Annotated in this window: 16 protein-coding genes; 5 read left to right on the forward strand and 11 right to left on the reverse strand. The window is 66.9% G+C overall.

Annotated features, from left to right (window positions below; translation table 11 throughout):
• Window positions 1-104: 104 nt before the first annotated feature.
• From AB0T83_RS03745 to zapE, 3 genes are all read right to left on the reverse strand, one after another.
• Window positions 105-776: a hypothetical protein gene (locus AB0T83_RS03745; RefSeq protein WP_366191687.1), complete on the reverse strand. Its 672-nt coding sequence runs from the start codon at window positions 774-776 to the stop codon at window positions 105-107.
• 32 nt (window positions 777-808) lie between these two features.
• Window positions 809-1,888 (reverse strand): phenylalanine--tRNA ligase subunit alpha, encoded by a 1,080-nt coding sequence (gene pheS / locus AB0T83_RS03750; protein ID WP_366191688.1) that lies wholly within the window; start codon window positions 1,886-1,888, stop codon window positions 809-811.
• A 281-nt stretch (window positions 1,889-2,169) separates the two neighbouring features.
• Window positions 2,170-3,321, reverse strand: a complete 1,152-nt coding sequence (gene zapE, locus AB0T83_RS03755; RefSeq protein ID WP_366191690.1) for a cell division protein ZapE — start codon at window positions 3,319-3,321, stop codon at window positions 2,170-2,172.
• A gap of 231 nt (window positions 3,322-3,552) precedes the next feature.
• Between zapE and AB0T83_RS03760 the strand changes: the two genes are divergently transcribed.
• Both AB0T83_RS03760 and AB0T83_RS03765 read left to right on the forward strand, forming a co-directional pair.
• Window positions 3,553-4,950: a trypsin-like peptidase domain-containing protein gene (locus tag AB0T83_RS03760; RefSeq protein ID WP_366191691.1), complete on the forward strand. Its 1,398-nt coding sequence runs from the start codon at window positions 3,553-3,555 to the stop codon at window positions 4,948-4,950.
• A 96-nt stretch (window positions 4,951-5,046) separates the two neighbouring features.
• On the forward strand, window positions 5,047-6,285 hold the full coding sequence (locus tag AB0T83_RS03765) for an MFS transporter (RefSeq protein ID WP_366191693.1): 1,239 nt from the start codon (window positions 5,047-5,049) through the stop codon (window positions 6,283-6,285).
• Window positions 6,286-6,297: 12 nt separating this feature from the next.
• Here the strand turns inward: AB0T83_RS03765 and AB0T83_RS03770 are convergent, their stop codons facing one another.
• The 4 genes from AB0T83_RS03770 to AB0T83_RS03785 all read right to left on the reverse strand — a co-directional run bounded on the left by AB0T83_RS03770 (window position 6,298) and on the right by AB0T83_RS03785 (window position 9,186).
• Window positions 6,298-6,912, reverse strand: a complete 615-nt coding sequence (locus tag AB0T83_RS03770; RefSeq protein ID WP_366191695.1) for an HAD family hydrolase — start codon at window positions 6,910-6,912, stop codon at window positions 6,298-6,300.
• A gap of 4 nt (window positions 6,913-6,916) precedes the next feature.
• The gene (locus tag AB0T83_RS03775; RefSeq protein ID WP_366191697.1) at window positions 6,917-7,366 is read right to left on the reverse strand and encodes a YaiI/YqxD family protein; all 450 of its coding nucleotides are present in this window, start codon (window positions 7,364-7,366) and stop codon (window positions 6,917-6,919) included.
• Window positions 7,363-8,193, reverse strand: a complete 831-nt coding sequence (gene fghA / locus AB0T83_RS03780) for an S-formylglutathione hydrolase (protein WP_366191699.1) — start codon at window positions 8,191-8,193, stop codon at window positions 7,363-7,365. The genes AB0T83_RS03775 and fghA overlap by 4 nt, the downstream gene beginning before the upstream one ends.
• Before the next feature lie 63 nt (window positions 8,194-8,256).
• Entirely contained in the window at window positions 8,257-9,186 is a 930-nt protein-coding gene (locus AB0T83_RS03785; RefSeq protein WP_366191701.1) for an AEC family transporter, read from the reverse strand.
• Window positions 9,187-9,287: 101 nt separating this feature from the next.
• On the opposite strand from AB0T83_RS03785, the gene AB0T83_RS03790 reads away from it, so the two are divergent.
• On the forward strand, window positions 9,288-9,911 hold the full coding sequence (locus tag AB0T83_RS03790; RefSeq protein WP_366191703.1) for a TetR/AcrR family transcriptional regulator: 624 nt from the start codon (window positions 9,288-9,290) through the stop codon (window positions 9,909-9,911).
• Between the two features lie 52 nt (window positions 9,912-9,963).
• On the opposite strand, the gene AB0T83_RS03795 is transcribed toward AB0T83_RS03790, so the two are convergent.
• From AB0T83_RS03795 to AB0T83_RS03810, 4 genes are read right to left on the reverse strand one after another with little or no spacing between them, the layout of a single operon-like run.
• On the reverse strand, window positions 9,964-10,686 hold the full coding sequence (locus tag AB0T83_RS03795; protein WP_366191705.1) for an NYN domain-containing protein: 723 nt from the start codon (window positions 10,684-10,686) through the stop codon (window positions 9,964-9,966).
• Window positions 10,686-11,183 carry a GNAT family N-acetyltransferase gene (locus tag AB0T83_RS03800; RefSeq protein WP_366191707.1) on the reverse strand — a complete coding sequence of 166 codons (498 nt, stop codon included), beginning with the start codon at window positions 11,181-11,183 and terminating at the stop codon, window positions 10,686-10,688. The genes AB0T83_RS03795 and AB0T83_RS03800 overlap by 1 nt, the downstream gene beginning before the upstream one ends.
• Window positions 11,180-11,971: a potassium channel family protein gene (locus AB0T83_RS03805; RefSeq protein ID WP_435891138.1), complete on the reverse strand. Its 792-nt coding sequence runs from the start codon at window positions 11,969-11,971 to the stop codon at window positions 11,180-11,182. The genes AB0T83_RS03800 and AB0T83_RS03805 overlap by 4 nt, the downstream gene beginning before the upstream one ends.
• A gap of 28 nt (window positions 11,972-11,999) precedes the next feature.
• Window positions 12,000-13,112, reverse strand: a complete 1,113-nt coding sequence (locus AB0T83_RS03810; protein ID WP_366191709.1) for an S-(hydroxymethyl)glutathione dehydrogenase/class III alcohol dehydrogenase — start codon at window positions 13,110-13,112, stop codon at window positions 12,000-12,002.
• 127 nt (window positions 13,113-13,239) lie between these two features.
• Here AB0T83_RS03810 and AB0T83_RS03815 point away from each other — a divergent pair, with 127 nt between their 5' ends.
• The gene (locus tag AB0T83_RS03815) at window positions 13,240-13,530 is read left to right on the forward strand and encodes a hypothetical protein (RefSeq protein ID WP_366191711.1); all 291 of its coding nucleotides are present in this window, start codon (window positions 13,240-13,242) and stop codon (window positions 13,528-13,530) included.
• Window positions 13,531-13,631: 101 nt separating this feature from the next.
• Window positions 13,632-15,287 (forward strand): Y-family DNA polymerase, encoded by a 1,656-nt coding sequence (locus AB0T83_RS03820; RefSeq protein WP_366191713.1) that lies wholly within the window; start codon window positions 13,632-13,634, stop codon window positions 15,285-15,287.
• Window positions 15,288-15,468: the final 181 nt, after the last annotated feature.

The following is a 15,468-nucleotide window of genomic DNA, read 5'->3' on the forward strand; positions in this document are numbered from 1 at the left end:
TGCGCTTACCGCAGGCAGGGGCGGATGTGAAGCGCAGGCGGGATGAGTGGGGGGGTGTACCGCTGGCCACCGGCGCACGCGTCGGAGGGCAGCGGCAGCGCCGGTCAGATCAGGCCCGACTGGCTGACGGCCAGAAGGGCTGCCAGCCCGCCGGCCAGCAGCGACAACAGCCCGGCGGTGCGCCAACGGCCGGCGGCGCGCTGCTCGGCGGCGGCCTCGGCCTGACGTTCGGCCAGCAGGCGTTCGAAATGCGCCCGTTCCTCGTCCAGAGCGCGGGACACCTTGTCGCGTTCGACGGCCAGCGCATCCTGCTCGGCCCGCAGGGCATCGCGGCCCGCATCCAGATCGTCACGCAGGTCGCGCAGGCGGCCCTGCACCTCGGCCAGCGATTTCTGGGCCTGCACCAACTCCTGCTTGCCGCGGAACACCGCGTCGCGTTCGTCGTGGGCGGCCTTCTGGGCGGCGCGCAGTTCCGTCTGCTCGACCTCGAGCAACCGCTTGCGATTGTTCAGCGCGGTGATTTCAAGTTCCTTCAGCACCAGCACGCCGCGTGGGCCGACCTGCAGGTCGCGCACCTCCATCACCGTTACAGTTCCGGCGATCAGCCGCTTTTGCAACATCGCGCGCAGGGTGTCCTGCAACCGGTGCCAGCAGCGGTCGGCATCTTCGCCGGGAGCGGCGGCCAGGTCGAAGAAACCGGGCGCGTCGGACCAGAACAGCGACAGCCCGCCCTCGGGGCGATCGGTCTCGGCATGCCAATCCAGAATGCGCTGCAAGATGCGATGTTCCAGATCAAGGCCGTCGTGTATCACTGGCTGAGGCCCCCGTGCAGGGTCGGCCGGTCCAGCGCGCTGAACCCGTAGTGGCGCAGCCAGCGCAGATCGCTGTCAAAGAAGGCGCGCAGATCGGGGATGCCGTATTTCAGCATCGCCAGACGGTCGATCCCCAAGCCGAAGGCAAAGCCCTGCCACTGGTCGGGATCCACGCCCGCGGATTTCAGCACATGCGGATGCACCATGCCCGAGCCCAGAACCTCCATCCAGCCGTCGCCTTCGCCGATGCGCAACTGGCCATCGACCCAGGAACACTGGATGTCGACCTCGGCCGAGGGTTCGGTGAAGGGGAAATGGCTGGCCCGGAAGCGGGTCTTGATGCCATCGATCTCGAAGAAGGCGGCGAAGAATTCCTCCAGCACCCATTTCAGATGCGCCATCGAGATGTCCCTGTCGATGGCCAGACCTTCGATCTGGTGGAACATCGGCGTGTGGGTCTGGTCATAGTCCGACCGGTACACCCGGCCCGGCGCGATCACCCGGATCGGCGCGCCGGTCTTTTCCATCGCCCGGATCTGCACCGGCGAGGTATGGGTCCGCAGCACATGCGGCGGGCGATTGTCGCCTGCGTCGCGGTGCATGTAAAAGGTGTCGAACTCCTGCCGCGCGGGGTGGTGGGGCGGGATGTTGAGCGCGTCGAAATTGTACCAGTCGCTTTCGATCTGCGGCCCTTCGGCCACGGCAAAGCCCAGGTCGGCGAAGATGGCGCTGATTTCCTCGGTCACCTGGCTGATCGGATGCACGCTGCCCATCGGCCGCCCGGCAGCACGCCCCGGCAGGGTCACATCCAGCCATTCGTCGCGCAGGCGGGCGTCCAGCGCCACATCGGCCAGCGCCGCCTTGCGCGCCGCCAGAGCCGAGTTGATCTCATCCTTCAGTGCGTTCAGCTTCGGGCCCGCGACCTGCCGCTCCTCGGCGGTCATCTTGCCCAGCTCGCGCATCTTCAGATTGATCTCGCCCTTCTTGCCCACGGCCTGAACCCGCAGCGTTTCCAGCGCGGATTCGTCTGCCGCATCGGCAATGGCGGAAAGATACTTGTCCCGAAGATCGTCCATCGAAGGCCCCTGTCGTCTGCTCCCCAGCCTGCTAGCCGTCCCCGGCGCCGATGACAAGGTGGTAGCGCGGCTGTTCACGCCGGGTGAATTCGGCAAGGGTGCCGGTCATGCCGGAGCTGGGCTGGAAGGCGGGGCAAAAGCGCCGGGGTGCACACCCCTGCCAGTTCACCGAAAATCGGCGAACATGGGCAGGGGGCACCCGGTTACTCGTTAACAAACACCTAAATACACTTTCAGGTTGTACCCTTGCTTAACAATGGGTTTCTGACAAGTGTTTATTTTCAGTGTGTTGTTGATTGGCCCCAGTCCGCAGACTGCATTTCCCGCAGTCGGCTGGCGGTGCGCTCAAATTCGAACGAACCCGAACCTTCCAGATACAGGCGCTCCGGCTCTTCCGCCGCGCTCATCACCAGCTTGACGCCGGCCTCGTAAAGCGCGTCGATCAGGGTGACAAAACGCTTGGCCTCGTTGAACTTCGAGGAATCAAGGCGTGGCACGTCTTCCAGGATCAGAACCCGTACCGCGTCGGCCACCGCAAGGTAATCGGCCGGGCCCAGCATGGCGCCGCAAAGATCCCAAAAGCTGGCCCGCGCCACGCCGTTGCGAAAGCGCGGCAGCACCACCTGCCGTCCCTTGACGGTCAGCACCAGCCCGGCGGCCTGCGCGGCATAGGTGCCGCGCGCCAGCCCGGCGGCGGCGGCCTCGGTGCGGGCGGCGCGGATGCGCTCGATGGGCGCGCCGGTCATGTCCTGCCAGATCCTGTCGATGGCGCTGCGGGCCGCTTCGTTGGCCGGGTGGAAATAGACCTGTTCGCCCGACAGTCGGTCCTGGCGATAGTCGGTCGGGCTGACCAGTTCCCAGATTTCCAGGTGTTTCTTGATTTCCTCGATGAACGGCAGAAACAGCTGCCGGTTCAACCCGTTCTTGTACAACTCGTCCGGGTGGCGGTTCGAGGTGGTCACGATCACCACGCCAGCGGCGAACAGCCGTTCGAACAGGCGGCCCACCAGCATCGCGTCGGTGATGTCGGAAATCTGCATCTCGTCGAAGGCCAGCAGGCGCACCTCGGCGGCCACTTTGTCGGCGACGGGCGCCAGCGCATCCTCGACCCCGCGCTTGCGGGCCTCGGCCATGCCGGCGTGGATCTCCTGCATGAAGGCGTGGAAATGCACCCGGCGCTTGGGCACGGCCACATGGGTCACGAACAGGTCCATCAGAAAGGATTTTCCCCGACCCACCCCGCCCCACAGGTACAGCCCCTTGATCTTTTCGGGCTTGGCACCGCCCAACCCGAACAGCCCGCGCTTGGGCGGCGGAGCCTGCAACGCGGTGCGGATACGTTCGAATTCCGGCAGCACGGCCTCCTGTGCCGGGTCAGGACGGATGGTGCCCTCGTCGGCACGGGTGGCATAGATGTAGCGCAGCTCGGTCATGGCAAAGGCCTAGCGGCTGTTGCGGACAAAGAAAACTGTCCCGATGCGCGCAGGGCCGGCGAAACGGGAAAGGGGACCCTCCCGCCCCCTTCGGCCTTGCGGCCTGCCAGGGGTTGGGTCGGGCGCCGCGCCTGCGGCGCGGCGCGGGCGCGCCCTGGCCCCAGGTTGGCCCTTGAATCGCCGGGACGGTTTTTCCTATCTGAGGGGCACCCAAGACGAGAGCCCTTGCCCATGCGCCGCCTGCTGTCCACCCTTGCCCTGAGCCTTGTTCTGGCGATCCCGCAGACCCAGCGCGCCCATGCTGATACGGATGTGCCTGTCTCGCAGGCGCAGATGCAGCTGTCTTTTGCGCCGGTGGTCAAGGCGGCGGCTCCGGCGGTGGTCAACATCTATGCCAAGCGCGTGGTGGCACAGCGGGTCAGCCCCTTTGCCGACGATCCGTTCTTCTCGCAGTTCTTCACGCCCTACAGCCGCAGCGTGCCGCGAGTGCAGAACTCCCTAGGCTCGGGCGTCATCGTCTCGCCCGACGGGCTGGTCGTGTCGAATCACCACGTCGTCGGCGACGCCACCGAGATCCGCGTGGTGCTGTCGGACCGGCGCGAATTCGACGGCGAGATCCTGTTGTCGGACCCCGAATCGGATGTGGCCATCATCCGGCTGCAAGGGGCCGCCGGCCTGCCCGCCCTGACCTTCGGCGATTCCGACGCGGCCGAGGTCGGCGACCTGGTTCTGGCCATCGGCAACCCCTTCGGCGTCGGCCAGACCGTGTCCAGCGGCATCGTTTCGGGGCTGGCCCGGTCGGGCGGCGTGCCGGGGTTGCGCGACAGCTATTTCCTGCAGACCGATGCGCCGATCAACCCCGGCAACTCGGGCGGGGCGCTGGTGGATATGGCCGGGCTGCTGATCGGCCTCAACACGGCGATCCTGACCCGCTCGGGCGGCTCGAACGGCATCGGCTTCGCCATTCCGGCCAACCTGGTGCAGCAATATGTGACGCAGGCGCAGGCCGGGGCCACGCAGTTCGCGCGGCCTTGGGCCGGGATGGAATTGCAGCCGGTGGACAGCGCGCTGGCCGAAGCCCTGGGCCAGCCGGTGCCGCGCGGGCTGCTGGTCACGCGGTTGCACGACCAAAGCCCCTTTGCCCGCGCCGGGGTGCAGCCCGGCGATATCCTGATGGCGCTGGACGGGCTGCCGACCGATGCGCCGGTGGAACTGGACTACCGGCTGGCCGTGCGCGGACCGGGCAGCACAGTGACCGCGCAGGTGCATCGCAAGGGCAGCGCGCTGACGGTCGAGATCGGGCTTGAGATCGCCCCCGACTCGCCCTCCTCCCCGCCCCAGACCATCACCGCGCGCACCCCGTTCAACGGCCTGACCGTGGCCGAACTGACGCCGCGGTTGCTGGAAGACCTGAATCTCGGGCTTGAGGCGCGCGGCGCCGTGGTGGTCGCGGCACGCGGCCCGGCCCAACGCAGCGGCCTGCGCCCCGGCGACATCATCACCGGCGTCAACGGCACCCCGGTGACCGACCCCGCACAACTGGCGCGGCTGCTGTCGCAGCGGGCCACCGGCTGGGACCTGCGCCTGCGCCGCGAGGACCGCGATCTGGTGCTGCGCCTGCGCGGCTGACCCGGCGCCCGGCCCGCCCGCTGATCACCCCCATCACAAGCTTTGATTTGACCGACGCTCGCCCGCGCGGCAAATGTCGGCGGGAAGGAGCCGCCGATGTCCCAGCCTCGCCTGATTTCCCCCGTCCTTGTCGCCGGCTGCCTGATCCTGATGATCAGCTTTGCCATCCGCGCGGCCTTTGGCGTGTTCCAGATCCCCATCGCGACCGAGTTCAACTGGCCGCGTGCGGAATTCTCGCTGGCCATCGCGATCCAGAACCTCGCCTGGGGCTTCGGCCAGCCGATCTTCGGCGCGCTGGCCGAGAAGATGACCGACCGCAAGGCGATCATCCTGGGCGCGCTGGTCTATGCCGCCGGGCTGGTGCTGTCATCCTTCGCGGTGACGCCCGAGGCGCATCAGATGCTGGAGATCCTGGTGGGCTTCGGCATCGCCGGCACCGGCTTCGGGGTCATCCTGGCGGTGGTGGGCCGGGCCAGTTCGGACGAAAACCGCTCCATGTCGCTGGCCATCGCCACGGCGGCGGGTTCGGCCGGGCAGGTCTTCGGCCCCCCGGTGGCGCAATGGCTTCTGGGCTTCCTGTCCTGGCAGGAGGTCTTTTTGGTCTTCGCGGTGGTGGTGCTGGCCTCGCTGGCGGTGCTGCCGATGATGAAGGCGCCCACCATCAGCCGGACGGAACTGGAAGAGTCCATGGGCACGATCCTGAACCGGGCCTTCCGCGATCCGACCTATACGCTGATCTTCCTGGGGTTCTTTTCCTGCGGCTATCAGTTGTCCTTCATCACCGCTCATTTCCCGGCCTTCGTAACCGAGTTGTGCGGACCCATCGACCCCGGCGGCCTGCTGGCGGGCATGGGGATCACCACCACCTCGGCCCTGGGCGCGGTGGCGATATCGGTCATCGGGCTGGCCAATATCGCGGGCACGCTGGCGGCGGGCTGGGCCGGGAAACGCTATTCCAAGAAATACCTGCTGGCCTGGATCTATCTCGGGCGCACGCTGATCGCGGCATGGTTCATCCTGACCCCGGTCACCCCGGCCTCGGTATTGATCTTTTCGGGGCTGATGGGGGCGCTGTGGCTGGCAACCGTGCCCCTGACCTCGGGGCTGGTCGCCCACATCTACGGGCTGCGCTACATGGGCACGCTGTACGGCGTGATCTTCTTCTCGCACCAGTTGGGCTCGTTCATGGGGGTCTGGCTGGGCGGCAAGCTGTACGACCTCACGGGCGGGTACGAGGTCGTCTGGTGGGTCGGCGTCGGGGTCGGCGCCTTCAGCGCCATCGTTCACCTGCCGATCCGCGAACGGCCCTGGCAAGCGGTCCCCCGCGCCGCCTGATCGGACAGGCCGTCAGCCGCCGGACACCGGCAACCCATGCGCCCGCAAGGCCGCGTGCCAGCCCGCGACCCCGTCGAACAGATGGGTCTGCCAGCCGCGCGCCTGTGCGGCACGAATGTTGTCGATGCGGTCGTCGGTGAACAGCAGCCGCTCGGGCGCAATGCCGCAATCGGCCTCGACCTGCGCATAGATCCCGGCATCGGGCTTGATGACCCCCATATGCCCCGAGATATAGCGACGGTCGAATTCATCCAGAAACTCGTACCGCGTGCGCGCCAGTTCGAACGACCCGATCCCGAAATTGGTCAGCGCAAAGACCGGCACCCCCGCCGCACGCAATTCCCGCAGCAGAGCGATGGAGCCTTCGATGCGCGGCTGCGCCAGATCCAGCCAGTTGTCGTGCCACATGCGAATTTCATCGCGAAATGCCGGGTATTTCTCGGCCGTGTCATAGATCGTCTGGCGGAAATCGCCGCCGCGATCGACCTCGTCGTTCATGCCGTGCAGGTCGACGGCAGCGAACATGGCCTTGCGCCGTTCCGCGCCCACCACCCGGTCGTAGTAGGTCTCGGGCTGCCATTCGATCAGCACATTGCCGATGTCGAAGATCACCGCGTCGATACTCATACCCCTACCCTCGTTTTGCCGCCGTCAATGCCGTGTCCAGCGCCTGAAGAAACCGTGACCGGTCGGCTTTGGAAAACCCGCGCCCGCTGCCCTGAAGAAACGGGTCCGAGGCGCGCAGATCCGCCATCAGGTCCCGTGTCGCCAGCCGCGCGCCGATATTGGCCAGGCTCAGCGCCGCGCCGTTGTGTTGCAAGACCCGCGCCCCGGCCTTCAGGCATTTGTCCGCCAGCGGCAGGTCCGAGGTCACCACCACGTCGCCGGCGCCGCAATTCTCGGCAATCCACATATCGGCCTTGTCCGGGCCGTCTTCGACGAAGACATGGCGCACCAGCGGATTGGCCGAGGGGCGCAGCCCGCCGTTGCAGACCAGCACCATCTCGACCCGGTGGCGCGTGGCCACCCGTTCGGCTTCGGCTTTCACCGGGCAGGCATCTGCGTCGATGTAAAGCGTCACAGGTCCAGCGCATCCGCATGGAAGGCCATATGCGCCTCCATGAAGGTCGCCATGAAGAAATAGCTGTGGTCATAGCCCTTCTGGAAGCGGAACACCCCGTCCTGCCGCCGCGCGGCCATGGCCTCGGCCAAAGTCTCGGGGCGCAGCAGGTCCAGAAACTGGTCGCTGGTGCCCTGGTCGATCAGCACCGGCCCGTCGAAGCCGTGGTCGCGCATCAGCAGGCTGGAATCATGCGCCGCCCAATCGGCTTCGTCATTGCCCAGATAGGCGGTGAACTGCTTGCGGCCCCAGTCCGAGGCCACCGGATTGGCAATCGGCGCGAAGGCCGACACCGAGGCAAACCGCTCCGCCTGCCGCATGGCCACGGTCAGCGCCCCGTGACCGCCCATGGAATGGCCGGTGATCGACTGGCGGTCCATCTCGACCGGGAAATGATCCCCGATCAGCCGGGGCAATTCGCCGGTCACATAGGACCACATGCGGAAATGCGGGTCCCAGGGCGCCTGGCTGGCATCGACGTAAAAGCCCGCGCCCTGCCCCAGATCGAACGCCTTGTCATCGGCGACATCCGCGCCGCGCGGCGAGGTGTCGGGAAAACACACCGCCATGCCCAGTTCGGCGGCGTATTTCTGCATGCCCGCCTTGGTCATGGCGTTTTCATGGGTGCAGGTCAGCCCCGACAGGTACCACAGCAGCGGCACCTTGCTGTGCGCGGCTTCCGGCGGCAGGTACAGCGCGAAGGTCATCTCGCAGCCGCAGGTCACCGACGGATGGACATAGACGCCCTGCACACCATCGAAGACGCGGTTCTCGGAGAGGGTTTTCATCGGCGGCGATCCTTCTGCTTGTCTGCTCAAACGGCTACCGCGCCGGGGTGCTTCGGGCAAGCCTCAGCCGCCGGACAGCCAGGCGATCACCATGGGCACGGTCACCACGCTGACCAGCGTCGAGATCAGGATCGAGGCCGATACCCGCTGCGGTGCCACCCCATAGTGCTGCGCCAGTATATAGACGTTGCCCGCCACCGGCAGCGCCGAGGCCGAGATCACAACGGTGGCCGCGAAAGGCTCCACCGGGATCAGCACCAGCATGGTGAAGGCCACCGCCGCCGGATGCAGCACCAGCTTGCAGAACGACAGCCAGATCGCGACCTCGATCCGTTCCGCCGATTTGTCCGCCAGCGACGCGCCGATGGCAAACAGCGCCCCCGGCGTCGCCGCCGCCCCCAGGATCACCACGAAGGACATGGCCGGTGCCGGCAGCGTCCAGCCCGAGGCCGACCAGGCCAGCCCGGCGCTGATCGACACGATCATCGGGTTGCGCACCAGCCCCAGCCCCACCGACCGCAGCGCCGATGGCCGCATCCGCCCGTCGCGGGCCAGGGTGATCAGGATGACGATCAACGAGGAAAACACGATCAGATCCACCGACAGGATCAGCAGCAGCGGGCCGATGGCAGCCTCGCCCAGCAGCATCACCAGCATCGGGATGCCCAGGAACCCGGTGTTGCCGATGACCGCGACCTGCGCCTCGACCGCGGCTTCCTGCATCCCCCGCCGCCGCGCCAACGCCACCAGCGTGGCCAGCAGATAGACCGCCAGACAAGCCAGCAGATAGCTCGACACGATGTCCCAATCCAGCACCGCCCACAGATCCAGATCCGCGGAAAACCGGAACAGCATCGCCGACAGCGCAAAGTAGAAAACGAACTTGGTCAGCGCCGAAGTCGCCTCCGGCCCGAACATGCCGCCCCGCGCCGCCGCATAGCCCAGCCCGATCATGGCAAAGAACGGAAGAGTCTGAAGAAAAACTGCCAACATGGGATTTCGGTAGCATGCGGCCCCGGCCCTGACCAGCACTCTGGTTGCGGCGATTGAACCGATCAGTTTAAAATGACACGCAGCGTGGGAGTGCACATATCTTGAACAAGCAGGACCCCCCGATCAAACGGGGCCGGAAATTCGATCAGGTCGTGGCCGGCGCCCGCGAGGTCTTCCTGAAGGAAGGGTTCGAAGGTGCCAGCGTCGACAGCATCGCCCGCGCTGCGGGCGTGTCGAAAGCCACGCTCTACAGCTACTTTCGCGACAAGCGCCTGCTGTTCATGGAAGTGGCGCGAATGGAATGCCTGCGCCAGGCCGAGGCCGCCACGTCGCTGGCCGCCCATGGCAACGACCCACGCGAAACCCTGACCGCCATGGCCCGCCGGATCACCGATTTCACCCTGTCGGACTTCGGCCTCAAGGTGTTCCGCATCTGCGTGGCCGAAGCCGAACGATTCCCGGAACTGGGCCGCACCTTCTATAGAAGCGGCCCCGAGGTCGCCCGCCAGCATCTGACCGACTACCTTCAGGCGGCCACCGCCCGCGGCACGCTTCAGATCGACGATTGCCGCCTCGCCGCCGATCAGTTCGTCGAACTCTGCCGCGCCGATCTGTTCTACCGCCGGGTGTTCAACCTGACCGACGACATCCGGCCCGATGAGGTCACGCGGATCGTCAGCGGCGCGGTGGACACCTTCCTGGCTCGCTACGCCCCCCGCGCCTGAGGCCTGCCTCTTTTTCTTGGCGAAAATACTCCCGCCGGAGGCGTCCCGCGGCTCAATCCAGGCAGCGTACCTCGAACTGGTTGCCCGCGCCCCGGCGCATTTCGAACATCTTCAGATCGGCCAGAAGATCGCTCAGCTTCTTCTTGCCATAGTTTCGCGGGTCGAAATCCGGATTGGCGGCGGTGATGTGCTGGCCGACCTGGCCCAGCGAATACCAGTCGTCGTCCTGGTCGATGGCCTCCATCGCGCGATAGATCAGCGCCCGCGCATCCATCGGCTTCAGCTTCTTGGCCGCCGGCGTCGCGATCCCCGGCGCCGCCGGTTCGGCCTCGCCCGAGGTCAGGTTCTCCACATAGATGAAGCGCTTGCAGGCGCGGCGGAAGGCTTCGGGGGTTTTCTGTTCGCCCATGCCGTAGACGTCGATCCCCTGTTCGCGGATGCGGCTGGCCAGCCGGGTGAAATCGCTGTCCGAGGACACCAGCACGAAACCGTCGAACCGGCCTGTGTGCAGGATGTCCATGGCATCGATCACCAGCGCGATGTCCGAACTGTTCTTGCCGCGCGTGTTGGCCGGCGACTGGATCGGCACGATCGCCAGATGCGCCAGCTTCTTCTGCCAGCCTTTCAGCCCGTCACGCGAAAAATCGCCATAGATCCGCCGGATCGAGGATTCGCCGAAACTGGCGATCTCTTCGAAGATCGCCTCGGCATAGCTGGCGGGCACGTTGTCGGCATCGATCAGCACGGCCAGCAGTTTGGTTCCAGTCTCAGGCATCAGGTTTCCACCAGTTGTTTGTACATCACCAGCGCGTCCACATAGCCGTGGACCGGGTGACGGAATGCGCCCGGCAAGCGGCCGACGGTGTCAAACCCGTCCCGCGCCCAGATCGCGATGGCCCCGGCATTTGTCGTGACCACGAAATTGAATTGCATGGCGCGAAAGCCCATCTTCCGCGCAACAGTTTGAGAGTGCGCCAGCATCGCCCCGGCCACACCCTGTCCGCGCGCCTGCGGATGCACCACGAATCCCGCGTTGCACACATGCGCGCCGCCACCGCCCTGGTTGGCCTTCACATAGAAGGTGCCCACCACGCTGGACGGCAGTTCGGCCACATATACGCTCTTTTCCGGCGCGGTCCAGAAGGCAAGCGCCTCGGCGCGCGGGATATCCGCCGCCACCGTATAGGTGTCGCCCGCCCGGAAGGCCGGCTTCAGGATCGCCCACAGGGCCTCGGCATCGGCGGGGGTCGCCGGGCGTATCTTCAGGCTCATTCCTGCCCCTCTGTCTCGATATGGATCACCGCGCCGCAATGCTTGCAATGCACCGCGTCGGCGTCGTGCAGCACCAGCCCGCAGGTCTTGCAGGGCTCGCGCACCTTGCTGGGCCGGAACAGCACCTGCGCCAGCCGCAGGAACAGCGTCACCCCGAAGATCATCACCACCACCGAGATCAGCCGCCCGACCGTTCCCTGCAAGGTGATGTCGCCGAACCCGGTGGTGGTCAGCGCGGTGACGGTGAAATACAGCGCGTCGGCGTAATTGCCGATCTGCGGGTTGGTCTGGAACTGCGTGGCATAAACCAGCCCGGTCATGACGAACATGAACACCACCAGGTTGATCGCCGCGACGATGACCTCTTCGTGCTTGCGGAACACCGGGAAATCCACCCGCAGCCGCCCAAGCAACTGATAGGTGCGCAACAGCCGCAAGGTGCGCAGCACCCGCAGAAAGCCCAGCCCCTCACCCGCCAGCGGCGCCAGGAACGAGGCGATCGAGACGATGTCCACCCAGGTCATCGGCCGCAGCATGAACCGCAGCGGCTGAGGGCTGATGAACAGCCGCGCCAGGAAATCGGCCAGGATCACCACCCCGAACACCGCATCGATGGATTCCACCACCGGCCCGTGATGGCTGAACGAGGTGGCGATCACGAAGGCGATGGTCACCAGATCGAAGATCAGCAGCCCGTAGCGGAACTTGTGCGCCCTGGCGGTGGACCCGGTATAGAGCGCGCGCAGCCGGTCCTTCAGCCGCCCTGCCTTGCCCCCGCCGCCGGTCACCCTGCCGCCCCTTCGCCCGCTGCCGGGATCAGTAGACCACGACCGAGCGGATCGATTCACCCGCGTGCATCAAATGGAAGCCCTTGTTGATGTCCTCAAGCCCCATGGTGTGGGTGATCATCGGGTCGATCTCGATCTTGCCCTGCATGTACCAGTCGACGATCTTCGGCACATCCGTCCGGCCCCGCGCCCCGCCGAAGGCGGTGCCGCGCCAGACACGGCCGGTGACCAGCTGGAACGGGCGCGTGGAAATTTCGGCCCCGGCAGGCGCCACGCCGATGATGACGCTTTCGCCCCAACCCTTGTGCGCCGATTCCAGCGCCGTGCGCATCACGCCCACGTTGCCGGTGGCATCGAAGGTGTAATCGGCCCCGCCGCCGGTCAGCTCGACCAGATGGCCCACCAGATCGCCCTCGACTGTGCTCGGATTGACGAAATCGGTCATGCCGAACCGCTCGGCCATGGGTTTCTTGTCGTCGTTCAGATCGACACCGACGATCTGGTCGGCCCCGGCCAGCCGCAGCCCCTGAAGGACATTCAGCCCGATGCCGCCCAGCCCGAAAACGATGGCGCGGCTGCCGATTTCCACCTTGGCGGTGTTGATGACCGCGCCGATGCCGGTGGTCACGCCGCAGCCGATGTAGCAGATCTTGTCGAAGGGGGCGTCCTTGCGCACCTTGGCCAGCGCGATCTCGGGCAGCACCGTGTGATTGGCGAAGGTCGAACAGCCCATGTAATGCAGGATCGGCGTGCCATCCAGCATCGAGAACCGCGAGGTGCCGTCGGGCATCAGCCCCTGCCCTTGCGTCGAGCGGATCGACTGGCACAGGTTGGTCTTGGGATTGAGGCAATAGTCACACTCGCGGCACTCGGGCGTGTACAGTGGGATCACGTGATCGCCCGGCTTCAGCGAGGTCACACCGGGGCCGACCTCCAGCACCACGCCCGCGCCCTCATGGCCCAGGATCGCCGGGAACAGCCCCTCGGGATCGGCGCCCGACAGGGTGAACTCATCGGTGTGGCAAATGCCGGTGGCCTTGATCTCGACCAGAACTTCTCCGGCCTTCGGGCCTTCAAGGTTCACGTCCATGACTTCAAGCGGCTTTCCGGCTTCGACGGCGACGGCGGCACGTGTACGCATGTGAAACTCCCTGCTGTGTTTGCGCAGAAGACTGTTCCAAAAGACACAGCATTACAACGATCTCCTGCCCCATGGCTTGCGCAGAAGCATTGGTGACGGCAGGTTACCGTGCAAAACGAGGCTTGCCATGCGCGTCACCATTTCGATTCTCTTTCCCGGCCTGTCCCTGCTGGCGCTCGCCGCTTGCGACCCCAGCTATGATAGCGCGCAGGGCGCGGTCCCCGCGTCGCAGGTCTGCGAAGCCACCCTGTACGACGCGCTGAAGGGCGAACCGATCGAGGTGGTCGACAGCCTGAATACCCCCCTGCAGGTGCGGGTTCTGGCCGCCGACAGCTTCGTGCCGCGCGATTTCGACGGCAGCCGGCTGACCTTTACCGAATCCCCCAAGGGCACCGTCAGCCGCATCTTCTGCGGCTGAGCCACGGCCCCGAGACAGTCCCGAAAAGCGGCTTGGACTCGACTCTGTCCGCGCTTTGGTCATAGTAAGAACATAACAGGAACATTATTGCTGCCACAATAATGCCGAATCGTCGTGTTCTCTCTTTGTGGTTCCCACGCCTGGGGGCCGAACGGCTGCTGCGTCAGGATCGTGACGTGCTGGAACGGCCCCTGGCCGTCGTTGCCGATCGCGGCGGCGCGCAGGTGCTGTCCAGCCTCTCGGCCGCGGCCGAGGCCGCCGGGCTGCGCGCGGGCCAGCCGCTGCGCGATGCACTGGCGATGTATCCCGACCTTGTGACCCGCTCGGAAAACACCCGCGCCGATGCGGCGCTGCTGGCGGCGCTGCGCCGCTGGGCCGGGCGGTTTTCACCCTGGGTCGCCGAAGAGCCGCCCGCCGCCCTGCTGATCGACCTGACCGGCTGCGCCCATCTGTTCGGCGGCGAGGCGCCGCTGATGCGGCAGGTGGAGGCCGATTGCGCCGACCTGGGGCTGACCGTGCGCGCCGGGCTGGCCGACACCGTGGGCGCGGCCTGGGCGCTGGCACGCTTTGCCGGACAGGCCGCCGATCCGGTCCGGTCGGGCGATGCCATCGACCAGGAGGCCCGCGCCACCCGCTCGCGCGCGGCCCGGCGGCGGCATTGGGAACGCGGCGGGGCACCGCCCGGCCTGCCCACCCCGGACACCCCCGCCGGACGCATCGCACCGCCCGGCCGCACCCGTGCCGCGCTGGACCCGCTGCCGGTGGCCGCCCTGCGCCTGAGTGCCGAGGACACCGCCGCCCTGGCCCGGCTGGGCCTGCGCCGCATCGGCGATCTGGCGGGCCAGCCGCGCGCCGGACTGGCGCGGCGGCTCGGGCGGCACCTGGTGCGGCGGCTGGATCAGGCCATGGGGGTGGAACCCGAGCCGGTCTCGCCCGCCAAGCCCGCCCCGCGCTTTGCCCTGCGGCTGGGCCTGCCCGACCCCATCGGGCTTGAGGACGACCTGCTGGCCGGGATCGACCGGTTGCTGCCGCCCTTGTGCGACAAGCTGCGCACGGCGGGGCTGGGCGCGCGGCTGGTGCGGCTTCAGGCCGAACGCTGCGACCGCGAGGTGCAGGAGATCGAGGTCGGCCTCGCCCGCCCCTCGGCGGATCCCGACCGCATCCGCCCGCTGCTGGCGCTGAAGCTGGACCAGATCGACGCCGGGCCGGGCATCGACCGGCTGCGGCTGAGCGCGCCGCGCACCGAAGCGGTCCATGCCCGCCAGCACAAGGGCCATCTGGACGCCGCCCGCGCCGCCACCACCCGCCGCGATGCCGGCCCGGTGCTGGACGACCTGATCGGCCGGCTGGGCGCCCGCGTCGGCATGGAGGCGATCACCCGCCTGCATCCCGCCGACAGCCATATCCCGGAAAAGACCGCCCATGTGCTGGCCGCCGCATGGTCGGAACCGGCGGGCGACTGGCCCCGCGCGCCGACCCCACGCCCGGTGATGATCTGGCGGCCCGAACCGGTGACCGCCCCCGACGCGCCGCGCCTGACCGGCCCGTTCCGCTGGCGCCGCCGCAGCCTGACCCCGGTGCACACCCGCGGCCCCGAACGCATCGCGCCGGAATGGTGGCTGGACGATCCGGCCTGGCGCAGCGGCGTGCGCGATTACTGGGACGTGGTGACGGAGGACGGGGCGCGGCTGTGGCTGTTCTATGCCCATGGCAGCGCCCGCTCGGGGGGCTGGTTCTGCCAGGGGGCCTTTGGCTGAGCCAAGGCCCCCGGCACCGCCGCGCTATGGGGGCAATGAACCGGCGGTGCCGGAGAATGGCAGCTTCTGCGCCACGGTCCGACTATACCGTCAAACGCTCGCACCCGCAGAATTTAGTGCCGGGAATTCAAGCCAACTTCGCCCCAAAAAGCGGCAAAAGACTTGGAAAGCTGGAAGGTTA

It is taken from the genome of Meridianimarinicoccus marinus, assembly GCF_040689105.1.
GTDB lineage: Bacteria > Pseudomonadota > Alphaproteobacteria > Rhodobacterales > Rhodobacteraceae > Meridianimarinicoccus > Meridianimarinicoccus marinus.

Bases quoted from the DNA above. Each gene is read 5' to 3' on its own strand.
- AB0T83_RS03815 (WP_366191711.1), top strand. From the start codon at position 13,240: ATGCGCGTCACCATTTCGATTCTCTTTCCCGGCCTGTCCCTGCTGGCG.
- fghA (WP_366191699.1), bottom strand. From the start codon at position 8,193: ATGAAAACCCTCTCCGAGAACCGCGTCTTCGATGGTGTGCAGGGCGTC.
- AB0T83_RS03760 (WP_366191691.1), top strand. From the start codon at position 3,553: ATGCGCCGCCTGCTGTCCACCCTTGCCCTGAGCCTTGTTCTGGCGATC.
- AB0T83_RS03820 (WP_366191713.1), top strand. From the start codon at position 13,632: ATGCCGAATCGTCGTGTTCTCTCTTTGTGGTTCCCACGCCTGGGGGCC.
- AB0T83_RS03785 (WP_366191701.1), bottom strand. From the start codon at position 9,186: ATGTTGGCAGTTTTTCTTCAGACTCTTCCGTTCTTTGCCATGATCGGG.
- zapE (WP_366191690.1), bottom strand. From the start codon at position 3,321: ATGACCGAGCTGCGCTACATCTATGCCACCCGTGCCGACGAGGGCACC.
- AB0T83_RS03810 (WP_366191709.1), bottom strand. From the start codon at position 13,112: ATGCGTACACGTGCCGCCGTCGCCGTCGAAGCCGGAAAGCCGCTTGAA.
- pheS (WP_366191688.1), bottom strand. From the start codon at position 1,888: ATGGACGATCTTCGGGACAAGTATCTTTCCGCCATTGCCGATGCGGCA.
- AB0T83_RS03770 (WP_366191695.1), bottom strand. From the start codon at position 6,912: ATGAGTATCGACGCGGTGATCTTCGACATCGGCAATGTGCTGATCGAA.
- AB0T83_RS03795 (WP_366191705.1), bottom strand. From the start codon at position 10,686: ATGCCTGAGACTGGAACCAAACTGCTGGCCGTGCTGATCGATGCCGAC.
- AB0T83_RS03800 (WP_366191707.1), bottom strand. From the start codon at position 11,183: ATGAGCCTGAAGATACGCCCGGCGACCCCCGCCGATGCCGAGGCCCTG.
- AB0T83_RS03765 (WP_366191693.1), top strand. From the start codon at position 5,047: ATGTCCCAGCCTCGCCTGATTTCCCCCGTCCTTGTCGCCGGCTGCCTG.